Annotated in this window: 21 protein-coding genes; 13 read left to right on the top strand and 8 right to left on the bottom strand. The window is 67.0% G+C overall.

Going from position 1 to position 24,424, the window contains the following annotated elements; all coding sequences use genetic code 11:
- Window positions 1–350 precede the first annotated feature (350 nt).
- Window positions 351–836: an META domain-containing protein gene (locus tag OCUBac02_RS17825; protein ID WP_173047529.1), complete on the top strand. Its 486-nt coding sequence runs from the start codon at window positions 351–353 to the stop codon at window positions 834–836.
- 158 nt (window positions 837–994) lie between these two features.
- Here OCUBac02_RS17825 and OCUBac02_RS17820 read toward each other — a convergent pair whose 3' ends face one another.
- The 4 genes from OCUBac02_RS17820 to groES form a co-directional block, all read right to left on the bottom strand.
- The gene (locus OCUBac02_RS17820) at window positions 995–3,085 is read right to left on the bottom strand and encodes an ABC transporter ATP-binding protein/permease (protein WP_173047527.1); all 2,091 of its coding nucleotides are present in this window, start codon (window positions 3,083–3,085) and stop codon (window positions 995–997) included.
- A gap of 375 nt (window positions 3,086–3,460) precedes the next feature.
- On the bottom strand, window positions 3,461–4,570 hold the full coding sequence (locus OCUBac02_RS17815; RefSeq protein ID WP_173047525.1) for a branched-chain amino acid ABC transporter substrate-binding protein: 1,110 nt from the start codon (window positions 4,568–4,570) through the stop codon (window positions 3,461–3,463).
- Between the two features lie 192 nt (window positions 4,571–4,762).
- The gene (gene groL / locus OCUBac02_RS17810) at window positions 4,763–6,400 is read right to left on the bottom strand and encodes a chaperonin GroEL (RefSeq protein WP_173047523.1); all 1,638 of its coding nucleotides are present in this window, start codon (window positions 6,398–6,400) and stop codon (window positions 4,763–4,765) included.
- 54 nt (window positions 6,401–6,454) lie between these two features.
- Window positions 6,455–6,742, bottom strand: coding sequence for a co-chaperone GroES (gene groES, locus OCUBac02_RS17805; RefSeq protein WP_173047521.1), 288 nt, complete (start codon window positions 6,740–6,742; stop codon window positions 6,455–6,457).
- Window positions 6,743–6,971: 229 nt separating this feature from the next.
- Here groES and OCUBac02_RS17800 point away from each other — a divergent pair, with 229 nt between their 5' ends.
- The 6 genes from OCUBac02_RS17800 (at window position 6,972) to OCUBac02_RS17775 (ending at window position 11,168) form a co-directional block, all read left to right on the top strand.
- A complete protein-coding gene (locus tag OCUBac02_RS17800) occupies window positions 6,972–7,427 on the top strand; it encodes a MarR family winged helix-turn-helix transcriptional regulator (protein WP_052232080.1) in 456 nt (151 codons plus the stop codon).
- A 227-nt stretch (window positions 7,428–7,654) separates the two neighbouring features.
- Window positions 7,655–8,140: a PaaI family thioesterase gene (locus tag OCUBac02_RS17795; RefSeq protein WP_197933276.1), complete on the top strand. Its 486-nt coding sequence runs from the start codon at window positions 7,655–7,657 to the stop codon at window positions 8,138–8,140.
- Between the two features lie 75 nt (window positions 8,141–8,215).
- Window positions 8,216–8,422 carry a hypothetical protein gene (locus OCUBac02_RS17790; RefSeq protein WP_173047517.1) on the top strand — a complete coding sequence of 69 codons (207 nt, stop codon included), beginning with the start codon at window positions 8,216–8,218 and terminating at the stop codon, window positions 8,420–8,422.
- Window positions 8,423–8,476: 54 nt separating this feature from the next.
- On the top strand, window positions 8,477–8,635 hold the full coding sequence (locus OCUBac02_RS17785) for a hypothetical protein (RefSeq protein ID WP_173047515.1): 159 nt from the start codon (window positions 8,477–8,479) through the stop codon (window positions 8,633–8,635).
- A 109-nt stretch (window positions 8,636–8,744) separates the two neighbouring features.
- Entirely contained in the window at window positions 8,745–10,175 is a 1,431-nt protein-coding gene (locus OCUBac02_RS17780; protein WP_173047513.1) for a lipopolysaccharide biosynthesis protein, read from the top strand.
- Between the two features lie 177 nt (window positions 10,176–10,352).
- On the top strand, window positions 10,353–11,168 hold the full coding sequence (locus OCUBac02_RS17775) for a L,D-transpeptidase (protein ID WP_173047511.1): 816 nt from the start codon (window positions 10,353–10,355) through the stop codon (window positions 11,166–11,168).
- A gap of 4 nt (window positions 11,169–11,172) precedes the next feature.
- On the opposite strand, the gene mbfA is transcribed toward OCUBac02_RS17775, so the two are convergent.
- The 3 genes from mbfA to OCUBac02_RS17760 form a co-directional block, all read right to left on the bottom strand.
- Complete coding sequence (gene mbfA / locus OCUBac02_RS17770; protein WP_173047509.1) at window positions 11,173–12,129, bottom strand: iron exporter MbfA; 957 nt, start codon at window positions 12,127–12,129, stop codon at window positions 11,173–11,175.
- A gap of 140 nt (window positions 12,130–12,269) precedes the next feature.
- Entirely contained in the window at window positions 12,270–13,052 is a 783-nt protein-coding gene (locus OCUBac02_RS17765) for a DUF2076 domain-containing protein (RefSeq protein ID WP_173047507.1), read from the bottom strand.
- Window positions 13,053–13,148: 96 nt separating this feature from the next.
- On the bottom strand, window positions 13,149–13,910 hold the full coding sequence (locus tag OCUBac02_RS17760) for a L,D-transpeptidase (RefSeq protein ID WP_082009521.1): 762 nt from the start codon (window positions 13,908–13,910) through the stop codon (window positions 13,149–13,151).
- A 429-nt stretch (window positions 13,911–14,339) separates the two neighbouring features.
- Between OCUBac02_RS17760 and OCUBac02_RS17755 the strand changes: the two genes are divergently transcribed.
- On the top strand, window positions 14,340–16,376 hold the full coding sequence (locus tag OCUBac02_RS17755; RefSeq protein ID WP_173047505.1) for a methyl-accepting chemotaxis protein: 2,037 nt from the start codon (window positions 14,340–14,342) through the stop codon (window positions 16,374–16,376).
- Here OCUBac02_RS17755 and OCUBac02_RS17750 read toward each other — a convergent pair whose 3' ends face one another.
- Window positions 16,377–17,783 (bottom strand): MATE family efflux transporter, encoded by a 1,407-nt coding sequence (locus tag OCUBac02_RS17750; protein ID WP_173047503.1) that lies wholly within the window; start codon window positions 17,781–17,783, stop codon window positions 16,377–16,379.
- Window positions 17,784–17,928: 145 nt separating this feature from the next.
- Here OCUBac02_RS17750 and OCUBac02_RS17745 point away from each other — a divergent pair, with 145 nt between their 5' ends.
- The 5 genes from OCUBac02_RS17745 to OCUBac02_RS17725 all read left to right on the top strand — a co-directional run bounded on the left by OCUBac02_RS17745 (window position 17,929) and on the right by OCUBac02_RS17725 (window position 24,372).
- Complete coding sequence (locus tag OCUBac02_RS17745) at window positions 17,929–19,158, top strand: M20 family metallo-hydrolase (protein WP_173047501.1); 1,230 nt, start codon at window positions 17,929–17,931, stop codon at window positions 19,156–19,158.
- Window positions 19,159–19,169: 11 nt separating this feature from the next.
- Window positions 19,170–20,582, top strand: a complete 1,413-nt coding sequence (locus OCUBac02_RS17740) for an amidase (RefSeq protein ID WP_173047499.1) — start codon at window positions 19,170–19,172, stop codon at window positions 20,580–20,582.
- A gap of 214 nt (window positions 20,583–20,796) precedes the next feature.
- A complete protein-coding gene (locus OCUBac02_RS17735; protein ID WP_173047497.1) occupies window positions 20,797–22,392 on the top strand; it encodes an ABC transporter substrate-binding protein in 1,596 nt (531 codons plus the stop codon).
- A gap of 136 nt (window positions 22,393–22,528) precedes the next feature.
- Complete coding sequence (locus OCUBac02_RS17730) at window positions 22,529–23,470, top strand: ABC transporter permease (protein WP_173047495.1); 942 nt, start codon at window positions 22,529–22,531, stop codon at window positions 23,468–23,470.
- Between the two features lie 29 nt (window positions 23,471–23,499).
- Window positions 23,500–24,372, top strand: coding sequence for an ABC transporter permease (locus tag OCUBac02_RS17725; RefSeq protein ID WP_052232405.1), 873 nt, complete (start codon window positions 23,500–23,502; stop codon window positions 24,370–24,372).
- Window positions 24,373–24,424: the final 52 nt, after the last annotated feature.

The following is a 24,424-nucleotide window of genomic DNA, read 5'->3' as shown; positions in this document are numbered from 1 at the left end:
GATCCCGAACCAATTGGCCTCTAGAGGCTGTTAGGGACTATGGGATTGGTTTGACGCTGGCGATTTTGCGCGAATGCGAGGAGTTCGAGGACGCAAGCCTTCCGGCTTGCTACGAAGAACGACACGGCAGTCGCGCAAAAGCGCCACGCCCTGCGGGTGAGGTGAAAACGATGGAGCTGCAGCGTCGCACCGCTTGCCGATACCGACGTATCGGCGGCGCGACGCTCCTCCCATCTCCATCGTTTTGACCTCATCAAATCCAATTCCATAGTCCCTAGCAGCCTCTAGGCGTGTTAACCGGTTTGGCGGCACGTCGCGTGGCCGTGCGAGTGAATGCGGGTAAGACGATCATGATTCGACGCCTTGGCCTTGCGGCCGTTCTTGCGGCCCTGGCCGTGCCGATGCTGATGCCGGGCGAAGCGGCTGCGCAGCGCCGGGGATCGCTCATGTCGCCCGAGGACAGGGCCGGCGGCAGCGCCCCGATCCCGATGCCGCAGCAGGAGAAGACCTTCCCGCTCGGCGCGAGCTGGAGCGTCGTGGCGCTGAACGGCAAGCCGGTCCAGGATCGGCGCGCGACCCTGATGATCGACCAGAACCTGCGCGGTACCGGCTTCGGCGGCTGCAATACCTTCTCGGCCTCCGCCTATCCTCTGCGCCAGCAGGGTTTCGCCGTCGGCCCGATCGCGATCACCAAGCGCAGCTGCGACAAGGGCGTGCTCGATTTCGAGCGGGCGTTCCTGCTCGCCCTGCGCGCGACCCAGAAATGGGATCTGGTCAATGGTCGCCTCGTCCTGAAGGGCGGGGCTGGAGAATTGACGCTTAGCCGCTCGCTGTGACGGGCGTGCGCGTTGCGCCTCTGAGAACACGAGGGTTCATCGAAAAAAGGGTCGCGTGAGCGACCCTTTTTGATTGCGGACACCTCGCGTTGCCGGCCTGCTGCGCCATAGCGGACGGGGCGAGCTTGGCGCCCGCTTCAGCGTGAAACCGGCGCGCTTTAGGCTGGCGCCCTGGCCGTCGGCGTCGGCGTGAACGTGCCGTCTGCATTCGGCTCCATCGTCACGAGGGCGTCGTGCATGGCGCGCAGCGTCGTGCGGTGGCCGATCGAGACGATGCGGGCCTGCGGCAGTTCGCGCTCGATCGTCGCGTAGATCTCGCCTTCCAGCTTCTCGTCGAGCGAGGCGGTGGCCTCGTCCAGGAAGAGCCAGTCCGGCCTGCTCAGCAGGGCGCGCGCGACGGCCAGCCGCTGCTGCTCGCCACCCGAGAGGCGCTGGCCCCAGAGATCGACCTCGTCGAGCTTCTCTGCGAGATGGCCGAGCTTGACCTTCTCCATCGCGGCGCGGATCGCGGCGTCGTCATAGGCGCCTTCCTCGGCCGGATAGGCGAGCGCCGCCCGCAGCGAGCCCTGCGGCAGATAGGGACGCTGCGGCAGCAGCATGATCTGCGCATCCGCGGGAATGCCCACCTTGCCGTCGCCGAAGGGCCAGATGCCGGCAATGGCGCGGAACAGCGTCGACTTGCCCGAGCCGGAAGGGCCGATCAGCAGCGTCGAGCGCGCCGTGCCCAGATCGAGCGCGCCGAGCTTCACGATCGCCTTGCCGTTGGGCAGGAGGAGCGTCGCGTCGCGGATATGCAGGCTCTCGTCGCGCGAGCTCTCGCGGCCGAGAGCCTCCTCGCTGATCGCACCGTGCTGCGCGTCGGCGACGGCCTGCTCGAAGGTCGTCAGACGGCTGATGGCCGCCAGGTACTGGGCGATCGAGGAGTAGCTGTTGATGATGAAGGACAGCGCCGTCTGCACCCGGTCGAAGGCGCCGGCGACCTGCATCATGATGCCCAGCGTGATCGTGCCGGCAAAATAATACGGTGCCAGAATGATATAGGGCAGGACCACGCTGAGCTGGTTGTAGGACAGCGTGAAGCTGGTGAGCTTCAGGCGGCGCCAGACCAGTCGGTAGAAGTTCTCGACGATATCGCGGAAGCGCTGGGCGAGATGGCTGCGCTCTGTCGGCTCGCCGGCCATCAGTGCGATCTGCTCGGAATATTCGCGCAGGCGCGCCAGCGCGAAGCGGAAATTCGCCTCGCGCTTTTCCTGCTCGAACTCGAGCCGGATCAGGGGGCGGCCGATCAGATGGGTCAGCCAGGTCGCCGCCGCCGCGTAGAAGAACGCCACCCAGAAGATATAGCCCGGCACGGCGAAGGAGGTGCCCGGCAGGGTGAAGGCGACGGGGATGTTCCAGAGGATGATCGAGAACGAAACCAGCGTCGAGACCTGCGAGAGCAGGGGCAGCGCGAAGTTATAGGTCGAGTTCACGAAGGAGCGCGTGTCCTCGGCGATGCGCTGATCGGGGTTGTCGACGCTGCCGGCGAGCGCGATCCGGTAATGCGTGGCGTGGTCGAGCCAGGCTTTGGTGTACGCGTTCGCCATGTACTGCCGCCAGCGGATCAGGATCGTGTAATTGGCGAACAGCTCGATCAGGTTCGAGACGACCCAGAGCAAGGCCCAGACGCAGAACACGTAGAAGAGCTGGTACCAGAACGCCGCCGCGTCCTTGTTCTGCAGCGCGTCGTACATGTCGCGGTTGAAGAAGGAGAGGCGCAGCGTGATGCCGACCTGAGCCTGGTTCAGCACGATCAGGAAGACGAAGAGCGAGACGGCGAGCGTGCCGAGCCGGATCTTGAAGGGCCCGATCGGCCAGAGGTTGGCGGTCGTGGTCGCATCGGACTCGAAATAGGGCGATGCCAGCCGCGCGATCTTCGCGATCACGGGGACGAAGGAGATCGCGTAGATCAGGATCGCGAAAACGCCGACCGTAGTGGGCAGGCTCGTCGGTATCGGCGGAATGCCGAGCGCCGCGGGCCACCAGCCGAGTTGCGCCGCGATCGCCGAAGCCCCGAACACCAGATACTCGACTGCGAAGACGCAGGAGAAGATGCGCAGGAAGAAGGGCAGGGTGGGTGAACGGAAGGTCACCGCGGCCAGCAGCAGCCCGATGACGCCCATGCCGATCACGCCGGCCGATCCGGCCTGTTGCCCGACGACCAGCGTGGCAGCCGCCAGCAGGGCGACAAGGATGCTCAGCAAACGCATGGAAGGAAATCCTGGCGGGAGACGATGAAGGCCACGATTCGGACCATGTCGCAGCGGGCGTGGCCTTTCAATGGCAGCGCGCCCGGATGAGCAAATTGTCATCTGATGGAGAGGTGACGGCGAGCCGAAAATGGCTGCCGGGACTGGCTTCCAGCAAATCGCGTGGTCATCCCGGGCGACCGTAGGAAGACCCGGGATCCATTCCGGAACCTTTATCGGAAGGGTTCCGAAATGGATCCCGGATCGGCGCTGCTCCGCAGCTTGTCCGGGATGACCCGCGCTTTTGCACAATGCGGCGCGGCGGCAATAAAACGAAACGCCCCGGGCGAGCGGGGCTCGTCCGAGGCGCGAAGCTCGAAGGATCAGATCAGCCGATCACTCGGCTGCGACGATCTTGCCGGCGTTCCACTTGTACATGGAGAAGCTCGGCGAGCTCAGGTCGCCGGTCTTGCCATAGGTCAGCGTGCCGATCGCGGTCTTGATCGGCATGCCGGCGTGCAGGGCCTTGGCCGCGCCATTGGCATCGCCCGGCTTGCCGGCCTTCTCGATCGCGGCCTTGAGCACTTCGACGGCCGCATAGGCATTCAGCGTGAAGGCCTCGGGCGGGATGCCCTTCTCCTTCAGCGCCGCGACCGCCTGGGCTGAATCGGGGTTCTTCAGCGCGTCGGTCGCATTGGTGAAGAGCGTGCCGGTGGCATGGTCGCCGCCGATGGCGGCGTATTCGGTGTTCGACAGGCCCTCGCCGCCGATGATCACCGTCTTGACGCCGGCATCGGCGAGCTGGCGCGCGAGCAGGCCGCCTTCAGGGTGATAGCCGCCGAAATAGATCACCTCGACATTGGCCGCCTTCAGGCGCGTGACGACGGCCGAGAGATCCTTGTCGCCGGGATTGACGGTCAGCGCCGCGACTTCCTTCATCCCGCCGGCATTGATGCCCTTCTGGAAGGCGTCGGCCAGGCCCTTGCCGTAGGTGCCCTTGTCGTGGACGATCGCGATCTTCTTGTCCTTGAGGTTCTTCAGGACGTAAGCCGCGGCGATGTCCGCCTGCTGGTCGTCGCGGCCGCAGGTGCGGAAGACATTGGTCAGGCCGCGCGTCGTCAGCGCCGGCGAGGTCGCGGTCGGCGTCACCATCAGCACGCCGCTCTCGGAGAACACGTCCGAGACCGCCATGGCGACGCCGGAGGTCACCGGCCCCACCACGAACTTGACCTTGTCGCCGACCAGCAGGTTGGCGGAGGAGACGCCCTGCTTGGGATCGCCGGCATCGTCGGCGAGCTTCAGCACGAGCTTCTCGCCGAGCACGCCGCCATTCTTGTTGATCACGTCGACGGCGGTCTGCGCGCCGTTCTTGACCTGGTCGCCATAGGCGGCGACGGGGCCGGTCAGCGGCGCGACGAGGCCGATGGTGATGTCGGCCTGCGCGGCCTGGGCGGCGAGCAGCGTCGCGGCGAAAGCGACGCCGGTGAGGAGTTTGGAGGTCGTCATGAGCCTCTCCCGATGATTGCCGTTTGGCGCGCCAGAAAGCGGCGCGCTTGCCGCTTTTATAGGCGAGAAGACATGGCGGCGGCATGGCAGAGGCGGCCCAGCGGGGTGCCGTGAACGCATGGCGCGATCGAAACAAAAAAGGCCCGGCTTGCGCCGGGCCTTCCTTGAGTGTTTTCGAGAAGCTGGATTTCCTCAGAAGTCCATGCCGCCCATGCCGCCGCCGCCCATCGGGGGCATCGGGGCTTCCTTCTTCGGCAGGTCGGCGACCATCGCCTCGGTGGTGATCAGCAGGCCCGCGATCGAAGCCGCGTCCTGGATCGCCGTGCGGACGACCTTGGTCGGGTCGATGATGCCGGCCTTGACCAGATCGCCGTACTCGCCGGTCTGGGCGTTGTAGCCGTAGGTGTAGTCCTTCGACTCCAGCAGCTTGCCGACCACGACCGCGCCGTCATCGCCGGCGTTCTCGACGATCTGGCGGGCCGGAGCGGTGATCGCCTTGCGGACGATCTCGACACCGGTCTTCTGGTCGTCATTCTGGGTCTTGATCGACTTGACCGAGGACAGTGCGCGCAGGAGCGCAACGCCGCCGCCGGGGAGGATGCCTTCTTCCACAGCAGCGCGGGTGGCGTTCAGGGCATCGTCGACGCGGTCCTTCTTCTCCTTGACCTCGACCTCGGTCGCGCCGCCGACGCGGATGACCGCGACGCCGCCGGCGAGCTTGGCCAGACGCTCCTGGAGCTTCTCACGGTCGTAGTCGGAGGAGGTCTCCTCGATCTGGGCCTTGATCTGGCCGACGCGAGCCTCGATGTCCTTCTTCTTGCCGGCGCCGTCGATGATCGTGGTGTTCTCCTTCTCGATGCGCACGCGCTTGGCGCGGCCGAGCATGTTGAGCGTCACGGTCTCGAGCTTGATGCCGAGGTCTTCCGAGATCATCTGGCCGGCGGTCAGGATCGAGATGTCCTCGAGCATGGCCTTGCGGCGATCACCGAAGCCCGGAGCCTTGACGGCCGCGACCTTCAGGCCGCCACGGAGCTTGTTGACGACGAGCGTGGCCAGGGCCTCGCCCTCGACGTCCTCGGCGATGATGAGCAGCGGCTTGCCGGTCTGCACGACGGCCTCGAGGATCGGCAGCATCGCCTGGAGCGAGGACAGCTTCTTCTCGAAGACGAGGATGTAGGGGTCGTCGAGCTCGGCGACCATCTTCTCGGAGTTGGTGATGAAGTACGGCGACAGGTAGCCGCGGTCGAACTGCATGCCCTCGACGACGTCGAGTTCGGTCTCGGCGGTCTTGGCTTCCTCGACGGTGATGACACCCTCGTTGCCGACCTTCTGCATGGCCTTCGAGATCATCTCGCCGACCGACACGTCGCCGTTGGCCGAGATGGTGCCGACCTGCGCGACTTCCGCGTTCGAGGTGACCTTCTTCGAGTTCTTCTTGAGGTCCGAAACGATCGCCTCGACCGCGAGGTCGATGCCGCGCTTCAGGTCCATCGGGTTCATGCCGGCCGCAACCGACTTGGCGCCTTCACGGACGATCGCCTGGGCGAGAACGGTGGCGGTGGTGGTGCCGTCGCCGGCATGGTCGTTCTGGCGCGAAGCGACTTCGCGGACCATCTGGGCGCCCATGTTCTCGAACTTGTCGGAAAGCTCGATCTCCTTGGCGACGGTGACGCCGTCCTTGGTGATGCGCGGAGCGCCGAACGACTTCTCGATCACGACGTTGCGGCCCTTCGGACCCAGCGTGACCTTCACGGCATTGGCGAGGACATCCACGCCGCGCAGCATCTTGTCGCGGGCTTCCGTGCCGAATTTGACGTCTTTGGCAGCCATGAGAGCTACTCCTTGGACTGAATTTGAAAAGTTGAGAAAGTGGTCAGGCGGCTATCAGCCGACGACGCCCATGATGTCGGATTCCTTCATGATCAGGAGGTCCTGACCGTCGATCTTGACCTCGGTGCCCGACCACTTGCCGAACAGGACGCGGTCGCCCTTCTTGACATCGAGGGCGACGAGCTTGCCGGCATCGTCACGCGCGCCGGAACCGACGGCGATGACCTCGCCCTCCTGGGGCTTTTCCTTGGCGGTCTCGGGGATGATGATGCCGCCCTTGGTCTTCTCTTCGCTGTCAAGGCGGCGGACCACGACGCGGTCATGCAACGGACGGAACTTCATGGTTCTGTCTTCCTCTCGGTCATATTCGTTTCGGGTGCCGCTGGAGGGCGCCCGGGGGAGGCTGTTAGCAGTCACCAAGTGAGAGTGCTAACAGATGCCAGCGGAGATAGGCGCGGGGTCGCGGAGAGTCAAGAAAGCACCCGGCGATAAAGTGAACGGCGGCGGATGCGGTGTCGCAGGTCGCTTCGAGCCTGCTGGCAGCAGCGCTTGAACACGCTAACATGGCGGAATGACGACGCCCTCGCCCGACCCGCGCCTCGACGCCATCGCCCGCTCCTGCGTCGCGCTGCACGTCCGCATGACCGCACGCGCCGTGACGCGGGCCTATGACGAGGCGATGCGCCCGAGCGGTCTCAAGATCACGCAGTTCGTGCTGCTCTCGGCGCTCTCGACCGGGCAATGGAAATCGGTCACGGAGTTGGCCGAACGCTTTGCGCTGGAACGGACCTCGCTCACGCGCAACCTCCAGCTTCTCGCTGCCGAGGGCATGGTCGAGCCGGTCGAGTGCCGTGGCCGCGCCTCGATCTATGCGGTGACCGAGAAGGGCAGGGCCGCGATCGAGGCCGCGATCCCGTATTGGCGGGAGGCGCAGGACAAGATCGAGGGCGGCTTCGGCGAGGAGCGCTGGCGCGAGACCCGCGACGGTCTCAAGGCGCTGCGCCGGGCGGCGCGCGGCGAGCGCTGAGGTCGGGTTCTGACGTCGAGTTCGAGCCTTTCAGCGGTTATCCCGAGCGACCGCAGAGAGGCCCGGGATCCATTCCGGAGCTTCAATCGGAAAAGGCTCCGGAATGGATCTCGCATCTCCACTTCGCTACGTCCGGGATAACCGCTGGAAGGTTCGCCTCCTCTCCCGGATTGACGCGCTCGCGGCTTCCTTCTTATCGTGCAGATACACGAATGGGGATTGATACGATGCGCAGGGTGGGGGTGGTGTCTCGCGAGGAACTGGTCGCGGGCGATGGCTTGAGTTTCCTGCGCGGGATCATTGCCGGCACCAATCCGGCGCCGCCCTTCGCCGATGCGATGGATTTCGAGCTGGCCGAGGCCGATGAGGGCCGGGTCGTATTCGTCGGCCGGCCCTCGGCGCGTTTCTTCAACCCGCTCGGCACGATCCATGGCGGCTGGACCGCGACCATCCTCGATTCCGCCATGGCCTGCGCCGCTCATGCAACGCTGAAGCCGGGCGAGGGCTACACCACGCTGGAGATGAAGCTGAACTATGTCCGTCCGGTCATGCCCGACAGCGGCCTGGTCCGCTGCGAGGGCAAGTTGATCCATCGTGGCAACGCGGTCATCACGACGGAAGGCAGGCTGGTCGATGCGCGCGGCAAGCTGCTCGCCCATGGCACCGAGACCTGCATGGTCTTTCCGGCGAAGAAACCGGGCTCCCCGGGGTGACGGCGCGCCCGTGATCCGTGATGCTGGCCTCGGCCGGAAGCCCGCCCGAAGTCCGGATCGCGCCACGGAGGAGCCATGCCCGGATACGACAAGCAGATGCAGCACGAGCCTAACGAGGCGAGACGCCTGCTGCGGGAGCGGCTGGCCCGCAAGGCCATGGGCGATGAAGCCTATGACAGGATGGTCTCCAGCCATGACGACCGTGACTTCAAGCTGTTCGGCGCCGTGTTCATCGCCTTGTTCGCCGCCGCTGTTCTCATCACGGCGTGGCTGGGCTACTGAAGCGACAGCGGAGCGGAGGCTGGGAGCGAGATGTCGGCAGGATGGGTGAACCTGATGGCGTTGATGGCGATGCTGCTGATCATCGCGAGCGCCGTTGCCATCTTCTTCGTCGGCGCGACCCGGCGCGGTGGACGAAAGCAAGGCGGGTTGGCGAAGCCATCGAAAGCCCATCACCGGCAGGTCAATCCCAAGACGGGTGACCTGTTCCGGTAGAGCACTGCCGAGCCAAGCGGAGATCGGTCCGCATTGAAGAAAAGCGGATGCGACCCCGACCCGGCGACCGGCCGTGGCAGCGTGAAGACCGGAACGGGATGAAGGCACGATGACCGTTCTTCTGCCTTTCATCGTCAATGCCGGGCTGAACTTCGTGCTCGGGCTGCTCGTCGCCCTGTTCCTCGGGCCGGAGGCCTTCGGGCTCTATGCCATCGGCGCGGCGACCGTCGTGCTCGTCAACACGGCCCTGCTCGACTGGCTGAAGCTCTCCGTCGTCCGCTTCTATTCGCTCCAGAGCCGGGAGAGCGATCCCGGCGTCCGGGCGACGCTCGATCTGCTCTTCGCCGGGGTCGGCCTGTCGCTCTCAGCCCTTCTGGCGGCGGCTATGCTGGCGGGTGTCGATACCGGGCTGCCGGCGGCGCTGCTGATCGTTTCGGTCGCGGGCGGCGTCGCCGCCGGCTGGTTCGACTATCACGCGGCCATCGCCCGCGCCCGCTTCCTCGACGCGGCCTATGCCCGGCTCGTTCTCGTCCGCAGCGTCGCGGCCCTGCTGTTGATGGTCGGTGGCGCCTGGTGGACCCGCGATCCCGTGATCGTCCTGCTCGGCGGCGTGCTGAGCGTGGTCGCGGCGGTTCTCGCCAACCGCGGCCGGCTGACCGATGCCCGGCCGGCATCCGGCCCGTTCCGCACGGACCTGATGCGCAATTTCGCCCGCTACGCTCTGCCGCTGGTCGCGGGCAACGCGGTCTATGCCGCGATCCCGTTGTTGAATCGCGCCATCCTGGCCGAAAGCCACGGTTTCGCCGAGGCCGGCTATTTCTCGCTGGCCTCGGATATCGGCCTGCGGCTCTTCCCCGTGCTGGCCACGATGCTGGAGATCGTGCTGCTGCGCGAGGTCATTCGCCTCGACGAAACGCGCGGGCGCGTCGCCGCGCAGAAGCGCATCGCCCGCAACATGGTCGTCGTTGTCGCCTGCGTGCTGCCCGTCGCGCTCGGCTTCTGGCTGATCCTGCCCGCCTTCGAGCGGCTTTTCGTCCCTGCGAGCTTCCGCGGCCATTTCGCCGGCCATATGGCGCTGCTGCTGCCGGGTTTCGCGGCGATCGCGCTGTTTCAGGCCGGACTCGCGCCCGTCTTTCTGTTGGCGAAGCGCACGCTCGTCGCGATCCTTGCATCCCTGATCGGGCTCGCCGTCAATCTCGCCCTCATCTTCGCGCTGCCGGGAATGCTTGCGCCGGCGATGGTCTCGATCGCGCAAAGCGCCGCCTACCTGACGGCGCTTCTGGTCATGGCGGTGGTCGCGCTGCGCGCATTGCCGGTTCTCCCGCCATTGCGCGAGATCGCCTGCGTTCTGGCCGCCGGCCTCGCGATGGGGCTCGCGATCTGGCCGCTGCGGGGCGCGCTGCCGGTGCCGCTGGAACTGCCGCTCCAGATCGGGCTCGGCGGCATGGTCTATGCGGCGGTGATCCTGGCCTGCGATGTCGGCCGCTGGCGCACCGGCCTGAAGCTGCGCTGGCTCGCCTGGCGCTCCGCGCGCCGGTGAAGCGGCAAGGCCGCGCCAGCAAGGCTTCCTTTACCCTGTCGCTTGACCGCTCGCTAAGGTTAATTCCGCGAATTGCCCAGGTTGAGGCCGGTTTCCGCGCCTGAGAGTCAACGATTCACCATTCCTTTCAGGGCGCGCCGCAGGCTTCCGGCAGTCGATGTCGAGAGTACCCGCGTCATGCGTCGAAAGATTGCCCTCCCGTTTTTTGCCCTTGCCGGGGCCTTGGCGATGGCCGGCCCGGCCCTCGCGCAGGGCTATCGCCAGAATTACGGCTACGCCGCGCCGAACGACCCGATGGCTTCAGGCGGGCGCGGCAATTATGGCGGCGGTTTCATCGAGATGCTGATGACCGGCCGCGATCCCACGCCCTATGGTCGCGGCGGCGCGGTCTATAACCGCCCGGGCGGCTACGCCTACGGCCAGCGCGTGCAGCCGCAAGGCGGCTACGAGCCCGATCCGTTCGAGGCGGCACGCCAGCCTCGCGCCGGCCGCCGCATGGCTGCGCTTGGCGAGCCGGTCGAACCGCAGCAGGGCATCCAGCACATCGTCGATCCGCGCTTCCGCAAGCAGGAAGTCGCCTATGACGGCCCGCACAAGCCGGGCACGATCATCATCGACACGCCGCAGCGTTTCCTCTTCCTGGTGCAGCCGGGCGGACGGGCGATGCGCTACGGCATCGGAGTCGGCCGGCCGGGCTTCTCCTGGGCCGGCATGAAGACGATCACCCGCAAGGCGGAATGGCCGAGCTGGACGCCCCCGGCCGAGATGCTGAAGCGCCGGCCGGACCTGCCGCGCTTCATGGCCGGCGGCCCCGACAACCCGATGGGCGCGCGCGCGATGTATCTCGGCTCGACTCTCTACCGCATCCACGGCACCAATGAGCCGAACACGATCGGGCAGGCGGTATCCTCGGGCTGCATCCGCATGACCAATGACGACGTCACCGATCTCTATGAGCGCGTCCGCGTCGGCGCCAAGGTGCTGGTGATCTGAGCGCTCAGGAACTGCCGATCAGGATACCGACGGCCAGCACCGCCAGGCCGCCGATCACGATCTGGACGATCGCCGAGGCGAAGGGCGTTTCCATGTAGCGCCAGCGCACCCAGGCGATCACCACCAGTTCGCAGGCGACGATGATGCCTGCGATCGCGGTCGCCAGCCAGAAATCGGGAATCAGGTAGGGCAGGGTGTGGCCGAGGCCGCCGATCGTCGTGGCGAGGCCGCAGGCCGCCCCGCGCACCCAGGGATGGCCGCGCCCGGTCACGATGCCGTCGTCGGAAAGCGCTTCCGTCAGGCCCATGCTGATGCCGGCGCCGATCGAGGCGGCAAGGCCGACGACGAAGGCGTTCCAGGAATCATGCGTGGCGAAGGCGGCGGCGAAGATCGGCGCCAGTGTCGAGACCGAGCCGTCGATCAGCCCGGCCAGCGCCGGCTGGACGATCTGGAGCACGAAGAGCCGCTTGCGCGTCTCTTCCTCCTCGTCCGCCGCGCCGGAGGTCCTGAGCTCTTCGCCAAGCCGCTCGGCCATGCTTTCATGGCCACGTTCCGCTTCTGCGAGGTCGGCGAGAAGTTTGCGGGTGCCCGTATCGAGGGCGCGCTTGGCCGCATCGGCGTAGAAGCGACTCGCTTCGAGTTCCATCAGGGCAGCATGCCGGCGCGCCGCGTCGAGCTGCAGATCCTCGTGCAGCCAGACCGGATTACGCTTCAGGAAACCTTTCACGTCCTGCCGGGTGATGAGCGGCAGTTCCTTGCCGAAGCGGCTTTCATAGAGCGCAAGCAGACTGTGGCGATGGCCCTTTTCCTCGGCGGCCATCTCCTCGAACATCGCCGCCGAATGCGGATAGTTCGCGCGCAATCGCTGTGCGAAGGAGAGGTAGATGCGGGCATCCTCCTCCTCGTTCGCGATGGCCAGGGCCAGGATTTCGTCTTCGGAGAGATCGGTGACGCGTTTCATGATTGCATGATAGATTAGAATAATTCTAAGTTAAATAGGCCAGGGCATCGACAATGGCCTCAGGCGCAAAAAAAAGCCCGCCTCCGTGAGGCGGGCTTTCCTTGACTGTCACGGCTACCAGCGCAGATCGACGCGGACGATCAGACCCAGCTGTCGTCGTCTCCGCCGCCATCGTCGAAGCCGGGGTCGGCGTCATCATAGTTGGCGCTCTGGTAATTGGCCTCGCCGTCATAGCCCTGGCCATAGCCGCCATCCTGAGCGGGCTGGGCGCTGGCGCTCTGGTCGGCAGCCGCCTGCTGCGGCGCAGCCGGACTTGAGCTCGCGCCGGTGTCGCTCGCGGTCTGGGTCGCGGGCTTGCTGCCGCCGCCGAAGGCGTTGGTCAGCACATTGCCGAGCATCATGCCGCCCGCCACGCCGGCCGCCGTGGTCAGCGCGCTCGCCATGAAGCCGCCGCCGCGGGCTTGCTGCTGCGGCTGGTTGCTCCACGGGCCGGGCTGGGCTTGCGCCTGAATCGGCATAGCCTGCGCCGGGGCGGCGACTTGCGCCTGCGGCTGCGTGTTCCAGACGCCGGACGGCGCGGCAGCGTCGGCGCGCGGCGGTACGGGTGGAACCGAGCCGGTACGCGGCACCGATCCGCCGCCGAAGATGCCGGACAGGAAGCCGCCGGCCTGCGGCTGGGCCGCCTCGCTGGCGCGAGCCTGCGCCTCGCGCAATTGCGCCTGCAGGCTCTCGACCTGCTGGTTCAGGTTGGCGAGCGCCTGTTCCTGCACATAGACCGCCTGCGCCATGGCATAGGGCGCGTAGGGCTGCTCGCGCAGGCGTTCCGCAATGAAATTCTCAGCCTCGGGGTCGCGGGGCTGATTGGCCGCCTGCCGAAGGCGGTCGAAAATCCCGGCGATCACGTCGCGTTCTTGCGGCGTCATCGTCATCTCCTCTCGTTGCGCGGCGCGGTTGCGCCGCGCTCAAGAGGTGGGATCGGCCTGTGACGGTATCAAGGCGTCGGCGCGACGTTGCAGGCCTCAGATGCTGCCGAAATCGTCGTCCGGCGGCGGCATCTCGTCGACCTCGGACGGCGCCTGCAGCGTGCCGCGGTTCAGCACCACGACGGTGGTGCCGGTCGGGACGCGATTGTAGAGGTCGATGATGTCCTGGTTGAACAGGCGGATGCAGCCCGAGGACACCGACTTGCCGATCGACCACGGCTCGGAGGTGCCATGGATGCGGTAGAGCGTGTCGCGGCCGCCCTGGTAGAGATAGAGGGCGCGGGCGCCGAGCGGATTCTCGAGGCCTCCGGCCATGCCGCCGGCCCAGGGTGCGTTGCGCTCCGGCTCGCGGGCGATCATCGCCGGCGTCGGTGTCCAGCGCGGCCACTGCGCCTTGCGGGCGACCGTGGCGCGGCCGCGCCAGGACATGCCCTGCTTGCCGACGCCGATGCCGTAGCGGACGGCGCGCCCGCCTTCCATCACGAGATAGAGATAGCGGTTGTCGGTATCGACGACGATCGTGCCGGGCTGCTCGCGGGTCGGGTAGGAGACGATGCGGCGCAGGAACTGCGGCTCGACTTCCGAAAGGTCCGTCGCCGGCAGCGGATGCTGCTCATCCGGCCGCTCGCCATACATCGCCAGATACTCGGCGCTGATATGCGGGCCCTGATAGGCTGCGGCCTCGATGGGCTGCTGGCGCTGGCTGACGCAGGCTGCGAGGAAGAGCGGGCTGAGCGCCGCGAAAACGCGGCGGGTCGGCCGGGCGAGGGGAGAGGCGGACGGACGGACGGGGGACATCGACGGGCAACTCGGCGTTACGGGCAAGAATGAACGGCTGAACGGCGCCGTGGTTCCATGCGCCGTGCTGACCCTTTTCAAGGTTGCCGAGATGGCCTTGGGGTGAACGCGATGTGGCGGAATTGTGGCGGCTGGCGTCTGTTGCGATCACGCAACAGGGGCGCCGTAGCCGAAGACAAGGCCTGCCATCGCGAGACTGCCGGACCTCGGCCGCGCGCATACTCCGGCAGTTAAATATTTTTTGACGTTAAGGCTCAATATTGAGCCCGTTCTGTTGGTGATCGGCGCCTGCTCTACATCGGATTCGCGGAATCCTGAGCACGTCTTCGAGCTTCGACCATCGCCTGCCGCCTATGCCTATGTCTTGCCGCCGGCGTGCCGCCGCGACGATCCGCCGTACGACATCGCTCTTTTAGGAGATGGGGCTCCATGCTGAAGCTGCCTTCGCTGCGCCTTCCGATCGCGACACGCCTGGCGATACTGGCCGTGCTGATCGTAGGAGTGGCCGTCGCCGCCTCGGTCGCGGTGTCGCTGCGCGCTGCCGACAATGCGATGCGCGAGCGCGCCCAGTCGAGTCTGGCTATCAACATCAACCTGCTGCGCGACATTCTCCTCGCCAAGGGCGAGCCGCGGCTCGAGGATGGCAAGCTTTTCTTCGGCAGCGAAAGCGTGAACGGCAATTTCGCCGCGGTCGACAAGGTGAAGGCGCTCTCGGGCGGGACGGCCACCGTCTTCATGGGCGACACCCGGGTGACGACGAACGTCGCCAAGCCCGACGGTACGCGGGCGGTCGGGACAAAGCTGGCGCAGGGACCGGCTTTTGACGCCGTCTTCAAGGAAAAGCGGACCTATTCCGGTGCTGCCGATATTCTCGGCGTGCCCTATTTCACGATCTATGAGCCGATTGTCCAGAAGTCCGACGGCAATGTGATCGGCATCCTGTATGTCGGCATCAAGCAGGAGGAGTTCCTCACCGTCATCGGGGAGATGATCCGCGCCAACGTCATCGCCGGCCTGGCAATCGCGGCCGTCGCGGCCGGGCTGCTGTTCTGGCTGGTGCGCCGCATGATGAAGCCTCTCGGCAGCCTGAGCGCGGCCCTGAGGCGCCTTGCCGAGGGCGATCTCGATACGCCGGTTCCCGTCTTCGGCGGCGGCAGCGAGTTCGGCGCCATGGCCGGCGCCGTCGAAGTGCTGCGCCAGGCTTCGGTCGAGAAGGTCAGGCTGGAACAGGACGCCACGGCGCAGGCCGAGCTGATGGGCGAAACCCGCCGTCAGACGGAGGCGCAGCGGCAGGCCGCGGCGCGCCAGCAGATGGAGCAGGCCCAGGAGCTTGAGCAGGTCGTCGGAGCCTTGGCCGAGGGGCTTTCGGCCCTCTCGCAAGGCGATCTGCGCCATCGCATCGAGGCCGAGATGCCGGCGGCCTATGTCAAGCTGCGCGACGACTTCAACGAGACGGTCGACCGTCTCTCGGACACGGTGGCGACGATCCAGACGACGTCCGCGGATGTCGGGCTTGCCGCCCGCGAGATCAACATGGGCGCCGACGACCTGTCGAAGCGCACCGAGGAGCAGGCCTCCTCGCTGGAGGAGACCGCGGCGACGACCGAGGAGCTCGCAGCCTCGGTCAAGGCCTCGGCCCAGGCCTCGAAGGATGCGGCAAGGATCGCCGACGAGGCGATGCAGGCCGCCCAGAACGGCGGCGCTATCGCCGGCCAGGCGGTCGACGCCATGGCCCGGATCGAGACCGCCTCGCAGAAGATCTCCGACATCATCCGCGTGATCGACGATATCGCCTTCCAGACCAACCTGCTCGCGCTCAACGCCGCGGTCGAGGCGGCGCGCGCCGGCGAGGCCGGCAAGGGCTTCGCGGTGGTGGCGTCCGAAGTCCGCACGCTGGCGCAGCGCTCGGGCGAGGCGGCCAAGGACATCTCGGGGCTGATCTCCTCGTCGAACGCCGAGGTCGGCGAGGGCGTGAAGCTGGTGCGCCAGGCCGGCGACCAGCTCGCGCGCATCCTCGAAGCCTCGCAGAAGGTGGCGGCCACCATCGCCGACATCTCGGCCGCCTCGGGCGAGCAGGCCAACGGCATCGACGAGATGAGCCAGGCCGTCGCCCATCTCGACGAGATGACCCAGCAGAACGCGGCCCTCTCCGAGCAGAGCGCGGCCTCGGCCGGCTCGCTGTCCGGCCGGATCGAGCAGCTCAACGCGCTGGTCGCGACCTTCCGCACCGGCCGCGAGGCTTCCGGCCAGGGGACCTACGCCCAGCCGGCCGCGACGGCGCGTGCGAAGGCGCCGGTCCGGGCCGCGCGGCCCGCTCCCGTCGCCGCCGCGACCTCCGGCGAGCCGGAGCGCCTGCGCCAGCTCGCCGAGGCGGCCTTCGTCCAGTCCCGCTCCACCCCCGCCCCGCGCAAGGTCGCCAATGGCGGCAGCGGACGGGCCAGCGATTCGGGATGGGAGGAGTTCTGATCAGAAGCGCGCGATGCGCAGGCCCTTGAGCAGTCCAAGCCGCTCGCGGTCCCACCAGCGCCAGAGCATCATCACGGCGACGACCGTAAGCCCGGTCACCAGCCCGATCCAGATGCCGCTGCCCGCGAGCGGCGTCATGAAGCCGAGAACGGCCGACAAAGGCAGGCCGATACCCCAATAGCCGATGCCGGCGAGGATCATCGGCAGGCGCGTGTCCCCGAGGCCGCGCAGGATCGACGAGCCGATCACCTGCGCGCCATCGGCGATCTGGAAGACCGCTGCATAGAACAGGAAGACCGTGGCGATCTGGGCGACGGCCTCCGCGCCGGGCTTCGAGCGGTCGAGGAAGGGCGCGATCAGCCAGTGCGGCACGGTCGCCATCAGCAGCGCCGTGAAGCACATGAAGCTCAGCGCCAGGATCAGTGCCATCATCCCGGCACGCCGGATGCCCTCCTTGTCGCCGGCGCCGAAGGCGCGTCCGACGCGCACGGTTCCCGCCTGGCCGATGCCGAGCGGCACCATGAAGGCGAGCGAGGCGATCTGGATCGCGATGGCGTGGGCGGCCAGCGCCGTCGATCCGATCAGCCCCATCATGAAGGCGGCGCCGTAGAAGATCAGCGATTCGAACGAGAGCGTCAGCGAGATCGGCAGCCCCATGCGCCAGAAGGCGCGATAGCGCGGCCAATCCGGCACCCAGAAGCGGCCGAAGACCTGATAGCGCCGGAAGCGCCGGTCGAGCGAGACGACGAGCGCGAGTCCGAGGAACATCAGGGTGGAGGATATCGCCGTCGCCAGTCCCGATCCCGGCAGGCCGAGCGCCGGGAAGCCGAGCCGCCCGAACATCAGGCACCAGTTGGCGAAGGCGTTGAACACCACCGCGAAGAGCACGACGATGAAGGCCCAGCGCGGCCGCTGCAGCGCCGCGACGAAGCCGCGCAGGCACAGATAGAGGAAGAAGGGGAAAAGGCTCCATTGCAGCGTGTGGACATAGGATGCGGCCGCCTGCGACAGGGCCGGGTCCTGGCCCATCGCCCGCAGGATGAACTCGGCCTGCCAGAGGAAGAGCCACATCGGCCCGACCATGGTCGTCGCCGCCCAGAGGCCCTGCCGGACGGTGCGGCGTAGATCGCGCACCGCATGCCGGTTGCGGCCGAGCTCGATCGCGAGCATCGGCGCCACCGCACCCATCGCGCCGATGCCGAAGATCAGCGCGGCATTGTAGAGATTGGTGCCGAGCGCACCCGCCGCCAGCGCATCGGGACCGAGCTGTCCCATCATCACGACATCGGTCGCCGTCATCGCGGTCTGCGCGACATTGGTCAGCACCATCGGCCAGCACAGGGCGAGCATGGCCCGCGCCTCGGCGAGCCAGGGATGATCGGAGCGTGATACGGCGATTGCAGACATGGGGCGCCGCTTCTACCGCCGATCGCATCGTCGAAACAGCCTGCGCCGCGCCGTCCATCGCCCGGAGCCGATGCGCTGGACGCGGGTCGACAAGTCCCGCCATGGTCTGCATCTTGCCTGGGCAATTGCTGGAGGGCCTGGACCGATGAGCACCAATCTGAGGATCGACGGCGCGAGATTGACCTCGCGCCTTGCCGAACTTTCCAAGATCGGCGCCACCCCGGAAGGCGGCTGCCGCCGCCTTGCCCTGACCGACGAGGACAGGCAGGGTCGCGACTGGCTGGTCGGCCAGATGAAGGCGCTCGGTCTCGACACCCGCGTCGACGCGATCGGCAATATCGTCGGTATCCTCAAGGGGCAGGAGGCCGGCCCGGCCGTCATCATGGGCTCGCATATCGACACGGTCGGCACCGGTGGGCGCTTCGACGGTGCGCTCGGCGTCGTCGCCGGCGTCGAGGTTCTCGCGGCCCTGCGCGATGCCGGCCTGACGCCGAAGCGCGACATGGCGGTGATCGCCTTCACCAACGAGGAGGGCGCGCGCTTCCATCCCGACATGCTCGGCTCCTATGTCTGGGCCGGCGGCATGAGCGTCGAGGCGGCGCACAGGGAGGTCGATTCCGACGGCATCGGCCTCGGCGCCGAACTGAAGCGCATCGGCTATGAGGGCGCCGAGAGGCCGGGCTTCCTGCCGGCCCATGCCTATATCGAAATGCATATCGAGCAGGGCCCGGTTCTCGAGAACGAGGGCGGCGGGCTCGGCGCCGTCACCGGCATCCAGGCGATCTGCTGGCTGGAGCTCACCTTGAAGGGCCGCCCGAGCCACGCCGGCACGACGCCGATGGCCTATCGCAAGGACCCGGGGCTGGCGGCTGCGCGCATCAACATCTTCGCCAACGAACTGACCAAGACGATTCCCAACCAGCTCGCGAATAGCGGCGTCATCCGCGTCCAGCCCGGCAACGTCAATGTCGTGCCCGAGACCGTGGTGATGACGCTCGATCTGCGCAATCCGCTCGATCAGCCGCTGGCCCAGGCCGAGGCGGCGGTGCGCGCCTTCTGCGCCGAACTCTCCGAGCGCGACGGCATCGAGATCTCCTTCCGCGACCTCGCCCGTTTCCCGGCGACGCCCTTCGCCGAGGAACTGATCGCCGAGGTCGAGCGCAGCGCCGGTGAATTCGACCTGCCGATCCGTCGCATGATTTCCGGCGCCGGCCATGACGCGCAGATGATGGCGCGGCTCTGCCCGACGGCGATGGTGTTCATCCCCTCGATCGGCGGTCTCTCGCACAATCCGGCCGAGTTCAGCACCGATGGCGACATGGTCGCCGGCGCGAATATCCTCCTCACCACCGCCTGGCGCGTCGCCAACGCCTGAGAGGTCCCCGCATGACGACGATCGCCTCGCTTTCCGCCGCCGAGCTCGGCCCGCTCTACGCCAGCAAGCAGCTCTCTCCCGTCGAGGTCGCGAAGGATGCGCTCGCCCGGATCGAGCGCTTCGAGCCCGCGGTCAACGCCTTCGCCGTCCGCGACGAGGCGGTGACGCTCGCCATGGCCGAAGCCTCGCAGGCGCGCTGGCTGAAGGGCGAGGCGATCGGCCCGCTCGACGGCGTGCCCGTGACCATCAAGGACAATCTCGGCGTCGCCGGCTGGTCGATGCAGCGCGGCTCCGCCATCGCCTCGGACTCGCCCTTCGCCGAGGATTCGCCGATCACGGCACGGCTGCGCGAGGCCGGCACGGTCTTCCTCGGCAAGACCACCATGCCGGAATATGGCTGGAAGGGCGTCGGAGATTCCCCGCTCACCGGCATCACCCGCAATCCCTGGAACACCGGCACCGGGCCGGGCGGCTCCTCGTCGGGTGCGGCCGTCTGCGCGGCGCTCAATCTCGGCTGCCTGCATATGGGCACCGACGGAGCGGGCTCCATCCGCATTCCCGCCGCCTTCACCGGCGTCGTCGGCCTGAAGCCGAGCTATGGCCGTGTCCCGGCCTGGCCGATCTCGGTCATGGGCTTCCTCGCCCATCTCGGGCCGCTGACCCGCACCGTCACCGATACGGCGCTCGCCATGAAGGTGATCGGCCAGCCCGATCCGCGCGACATGACGGCGCTGCTGGATCGCCCGCCGGATTACGTCGACGGGCTCAAGGGCAGCATGAGGGGCTTGCGCGTCGCCTGGTCGCCGCGCCTCGGCCAGGATGTCACGGTCGATTCCGAGATCGCGGCGCTCACGGCGGCTGCCGCGCAGGCCTTCACCGAGCTCGGCGCGACCGTGGAGGAGGTCGATCCCGGCTTCGAGGATCCCATCGAGATCTTGATGACGCTCTGGTCCTCGGGCGCTGCGCTGGCCTTGAAGAGCGTCGATGTTGCCGGCCGCAAGCAGATGGACCCGGGCCTCGTCGCGGTGGCTGAGCAAGGCGAGCGCGTCCCGGCCTCGGCCTATGTCGATGCGCTCCTGAACCGGCGCAATGCGCTGGCCTACAAGATGGCGCAGTTCCACCAGCAATACGACCTGCTGCTGACGCCGACCCTGCCGCTGCCGGCCTTCGCGGTCGGGCGCGACACGCCCGAGCACGGCGCCTATGGCGAGGACTGGACGCGCTGGACGCCCTTCACCTACCCCTTCAACATCACCGAGCAGCCGGCGGTCTCCGTGCCCTGCGGGCTGACCAAAGCGGGCCTGCCGGCCGGGCTCCAGATTATCGGCGCCTTCGGCAAGGACGCGCTCGTGCTGCGCGCGGCGGCAGCCTTCGAGCAGGCGCGGCCCTTCGCCCGCGTCGATGAGCCGATCAAACCGATTTAGCCCGCGATTTTTTTACGTTTCCCGGAACGGACCGAAAAAGCCCGTTCCGCAGCCGAAACTGCGGGTTCTCCCCCGAAAGTTCCGTCTGGCACGAACCGTGCAGGTGAGTGCGGAGCCTCGAACGGGTCTCGCTGCGTGTTGTCAGGCAGATTTTTTCTGCCCAAACTTGCGGCAAGGCAGCCCGTTCAGAGGCGCCGCTTCAGGGGAGAACATGATGGATCGCAGGACGTTTCTGAAATCCGCGACGGGCGCGGGCATGGTTGCCGCGACGGGCGGGCTGGCGATGCCGGCCCTGGCGCAAAGTTCCAGCAAGACGCTACGTTTCGTACCGCAGGCCAATCTCGCCAATTTCGACCCGATCTGGGGGACGCAATACGTCGTCCGCAACGCCGCGGCGCTGGTCTGGGACACGCTCTACGGCGTCGATTCGAAATTCCAGCCGCAGCGTCAGATGGTGGAGGCCGAGGAGATGTCCTCGGACGGTCTGACCTGGACCTTCAAGCTGCGCTCGGGCCTCAAGTTCCACGACGGCACGCCGGTCACCTCCAAGGACGTGGTCGCCAGCCTCGTGCGCTGGTCGGCCCGCGATCCGATGGGCCTGATGATCCGCGCGATCCAGGTGTCGCTCGAGCCGGTCGATGAACTGACCTGGAAATGGGTGCTCAAGGAGCCGTATCCGAAGATGCTCCTGGCGCTGGCGAAGAACAATTCGCCCTGCACCTTCATCATGCCGGAGCGCATCGCCAAGACCGATCCGTTCACGCAGATCACCGAATATGTCGGTTCCGGTCCGATGAAGTTCCTGCGGAGCGACTGGGTGCCGGGCGCCAAGGCCGTGTTCGAGAAGTTCGCGGATTACAAGCCCCGCTCCGAGAAGGCCGACTGGCTCTCCGGCGGCAAGAACATCCTCGTCGATCGGATCGAATGGGTGATCATGCCCGATCCGGCGACGGCCGCCGCCGCGCTCCAGAACGGCGAAGTCGATTGGTGGGAGACCCCGCTTGCCGACCTCGTGCCGGTGCTGAAGGGCCACAAGGACATCAATGTCGATATCGGCGATCCGCTCGGAAATATCGGCGCATTCCGCATGAATCACCTGCATCCGCCCTTCAACAACCTGAAGGTGCGCCAGGCCGTGCTGACGGCGCTGAACCAGGAGGACTACATGCGCGCCGTCGTCGGCGACGACGACAAGCTCTGGAAGCCGCTGCCCGGCTTCTTCACGCCCGGCACGCCGCTCTATACCGAGGAGGGCGGCGATATTCTGAAGAAGCGCAACGTCGCCGAAGCCAAGAAGCTCCTGGCCGAGTCCGGCTACAAGGGCGAGCCCGTCATCTGCGTGGTGGCCCAGGACATGGCCGCCACCAAGTCGATGGGCGACGTGACGGCCGAACTGCTCAAGAGCATCGGCATGAAGGTCGATTTCGTCGCGACGGACTGGGGCACGGTCGGTGCCCGCCGCGCCCAGAAGACGCCGCCGGACCAGGGTGGTTGGAGCATGTTCCACACCTGGCATGCCGGCGCCGACTGCGTGAACCCCGCCTCCTATACGGCGATCCGCGCGAATGGCGACAAGGCCTGGTTCGGCTGGCCGAACGTTCCCGCGGTCGAGACCGAGGTGACGAACTGGTTCAAGGCCAAGGACCTGGCCGAGGAGAAGGCCGTGATGGGGCGCCTCAACAAGGCCGCCGTCGAGAACGTCGTCTTCGCGCCGACCGGCTTCTACCTCAGCTACCAGGCCTGGCGGAAGAACGTCACCGGCGTGGTCAGCGGGCCGTTGCCGTTCTTCTGGGACGTCAAGAAAGCCTGACGGCTCGCGGGGCGGGCGGGGCCGTCGCTCCGCCTGCCCGGAGCCGTCGCCGGCTCCACTGACTCGCTTCGCCGTGGCCCGGAAGAAATCCCGGCCGCGGCTCCTGGATACGCTATGAACGAGGTCCGACGGCCCCATGCTCGCTTTCGTCGTCAGGCGCATCGTCACGACCATCCCGGTGATGGCCTTCGTGGCGCTGTTCGTCTTTTCGTTGCTCTATGTCGCGCCGGGCGATCCCGCGGCGATCATCGCCGGTGACCAGGCCTCGCCCGCCGATGTCGAGCGCATCCGCGCCAGCCTGGGACTGGACCGGCCCTATCTCGTCCGTTTCGCCGAATGGTCCTTCCGGGTGCTCCAGGGCGATCTCGGCACCTCGATCTTCACCAACCTGCCGGTGACGCAGCTCATCGCGCAGCGTATCGAGCCGACGCTGTCGCTGATGATCCTGACGTTGATCTTCGCCGTGGTGGTCGCCGTGCCGATGGGCGTGGTCGCCGCCTGGAAGGCGGGGAGCTGGGTCGACAAGGCGGCGATGGGCTTCGCCGTGCTCGGCTTTTCGGTGCCGGTCTTCGTCGTCGGCTACCTGCTCGCCTATCTCTTCGCACTCCGCCTCGACTGGCTGCCCGTGCAGGGCTACACGCCGTTCTCGCAGGGTTTCTGGCCCTGGCTCAGGAATCTGATCCTGCCGGCCGTCACGCTCGGCCTCGTCTATATCGCGCTGATCGCCCGCATCACCCGCGCCACCATGCTCGAGGTGTTGCAGCAGGACTATGTCCGCACCGCCCAGGCGAAGGGCGTGACCCAGAAGGACGTGCTCTTCCTGCATTCGCTCAAGAATGCCGCCGTGCCGATCGTCACCATCATCGGCATCGGCATCGCGCTCCTGATCGGCGGCGCCGTCGTGACCGAGAGCGTCTTCGCCATTCCCGGCCTCGGCCGGCTCACCGTCGATGCCATCCTGCGTCGCGACTACCCCGTCATCCAGGGCGTCGTGCTGATGTTCAGCCTGGTCTACGTGCTCGTGAACCTGCTGATCGACCTGACCTATACCCTCGTCGACCCGAGGATCCGCTATTGACCGCTCAAACGACCCCCGCTCCCCTGGCGCTGCCGGCGGCTGAACCGGCCAAGGCTGAACTCAGCCGCGTCGCCCGCTTCCGCCGCTATCTGCGGCGCCACCCGTCCGTCGCCGTCGGCGGCGGGCTCCTGATCCTGATGGCGCTGATCGGCCTCTTCGCGCCGCTGCTCTGGACCACGGACCCGACCGCGATCTCGCCGGCCAGGCGCACGCGCGTGCCCTCCGAGCTCTACTGGTTCGGCACCGACATGTTGGGCCGCGACGTCTATTCGCGCGTCGTCTACGGCGCCCGCGTCTCGTTGCTCGTCGGCTTCAGCGTCGCGATCCTGTCCTCGATCATCGGCCTCACCATCGGCCTCTTCGCGGGCTTCGTGCGCTGGGCCGACGGTATCATCATGCGCATCATCGACGGCATGATGTCGATCCCGCCGATCCTGCTCGCCATCGCCCTGATGGCGCTGACGCGCGGCTCGATCCAGAACGTGATCATCGCCATCACCGTCGCCGAGATCCCGCGCGTGGCCCGCCTCGTGCGCGGCGTCGTGCTCTCGTTGCGCGAGCAGCCCTATGTCGAGGCGGCGGTGGCCAATGGCGCCCGCGTGCCACGCATCATCTGGCGCCACATCCTGCCCAACACCTTCGCGCCGATGAGCGTGCAGGCGACCTATATCTGCGCCAGCGCCATGATCGTCGAGGCGATCCTGTCCTTCATCGGCGCGGGCGTGCCGCCGGCGACGCCCTCCTGGGGCAACATCATGGCCGAGGGCAGGGCGCTCTGGCAGGTCCGGCCGCATATCATCCTGTTCCCGGCGGTGTTCCTCTCGATCACCGTGCTCGCGGTGAACCTGCTCGGCGACGGCCTCAGAGACTCGCTCGATCCCAGGCTCGCCAAGACGATCTGAGAACGGGCGTTCCGAGCGCCTGCCCCGCAGCCAGGGCAACCCACGCCCCGCA

Origin of the sequence: Bosea sp. ANAM02, assembly GCF_011764485.1 — a bacterium.
In the GTDB taxonomy this organism is placed as follows: domain Bacteria; phylum Pseudomonadota; class Alphaproteobacteria; order Rhizobiales; family Beijerinckiaceae; genus Allobosea.
Note: the sequence above shows the minus strand (reverse complement) of the source record. Positions and strands in the feature narration are given on the sequence as shown.

What these genes read in the sequence shown, in the direction of transcription:
- OCUBac02_RS17825 (WP_173047529.1), top strand. Translation starts at nt 351, where the DNA reads ATGATTCGACGCCTTGGCCTTGCGGCCGTTCTTGCGGCCCTGGCCGTG.
- OCUBac02_RS17820 (WP_173047527.1), bottom strand. Translation starts at nt 3,085, where the DNA reads ATGCGTTTGCTGAGCATCCTTGTCGCCCTGCTGGCGGCTGCCACGCTG.
- OCUBac02_RS17815 (WP_173047525.1), bottom strand. Translation starts at nt 4,570, where the DNA reads ATGACGACCTCCAAACTCCTCACCGGCGTCGCTTTCGCCGCGACGCTG.
- groL (WP_173047523.1), bottom strand. Translation starts at nt 6,400, where the DNA reads ATGGCTGCCAAAGACGTCAAATTCGGCACGGAAGCCCGCGACAAGATG.
- groES (WP_173047521.1), bottom strand. Translation starts at nt 6,742, where the DNA reads ATGAAGTTCCGTCCGTTGCATGACCGCGTCGTGGTCCGCCGCCTTGAC.
- OCUBac02_RS17800 (WP_052232080.1), top strand. Translation starts at nt 6,972, where the DNA reads ATGACGACGCCCTCGCCCGACCCGCGCCTCGACGCCATCGCCCGCTCC.
- OCUBac02_RS17795 (WP_197933276.1), top strand. Translation starts at nt 7,655, where the DNA reads ATGCGCAGGGTGGGGGTGGTGTCTCGCGAGGAACTGGTCGCGGGCGAT.
- OCUBac02_RS17790 (WP_173047517.1), top strand. Translation starts at nt 8,216, where the DNA reads ATGCCCGGATACGACAAGCAGATGCAGCACGAGCCTAACGAGGCGAGA.
- OCUBac02_RS17785 (WP_173047515.1), top strand. Translation starts at nt 8,477, where the DNA reads ATGGCGTTGATGGCGATGCTGCTGATCATCGCGAGCGCCGTTGCCATC.
- OCUBac02_RS17780 (WP_173047513.1), top strand. Translation starts at nt 8,745, where the DNA reads ATGACCGTTCTTCTGCCTTTCATCGTCAATGCCGGGCTGAACTTCGTG.
- OCUBac02_RS17775 (WP_173047511.1), top strand. Translation starts at nt 10,353, where the DNA reads ATGCGTCGAAAGATTGCCCTCCCGTTTTTTGCCCTTGCCGGGGCCTTG.
- mbfA (WP_173047509.1), bottom strand. Translation starts at nt 12,129, where the DNA reads ATGAAACGCGTCACCGATCTCTCCGAAGACGAAATCCTGGCCCTGGCC.
- OCUBac02_RS17765 (WP_173047507.1), bottom strand. Translation starts at nt 13,052, where the DNA reads ATGACGCCGCAAGAACGCGACGTGATCGCCGGGATTTTCGACCGCCTT.
- OCUBac02_RS17760 (WP_082009521.1), bottom strand. Translation starts at nt 13,910, where the DNA reads ATGTCCCCCGTCCGTCCGTCCGCCTCTCCCCTCGCCCGGCCGACCCGC.
- OCUBac02_RS17755 (WP_173047505.1), top strand. Translation starts at nt 14,340, where the DNA reads ATGCTGAAGCTGCCTTCGCTGCGCCTTCCGATCGCGACACGCCTGGCG.
- OCUBac02_RS17750 (WP_173047503.1), bottom strand. Translation starts at nt 17,783, where the DNA reads ATGTCTGCAATCGCCGTATCACGCTCCGATCATCCCTGGCTCGCCGAG.
- OCUBac02_RS17745 (WP_173047501.1), top strand. Translation starts at nt 17,929, where the DNA reads ATGAGCACCAATCTGAGGATCGACGGCGCGAGATTGACCTCGCGCCTT.
- OCUBac02_RS17740 (WP_173047499.1), top strand. Translation starts at nt 19,170, where the DNA reads ATGACGACGATCGCCTCGCTTTCCGCCGCCGAGCTCGGCCCGCTCTAC.
- OCUBac02_RS17735 (WP_173047497.1), top strand. Translation starts at nt 20,797, where the DNA reads ATGGATCGCAGGACGTTTCTGAAATCCGCGACGGGCGCGGGCATGGTT.
- OCUBac02_RS17730 (WP_173047495.1), top strand. Translation starts at nt 22,529, where the DNA reads ATGCTCGCTTTCGTCGTCAGGCGCATCGTCACGACCATCCCGGTGATG.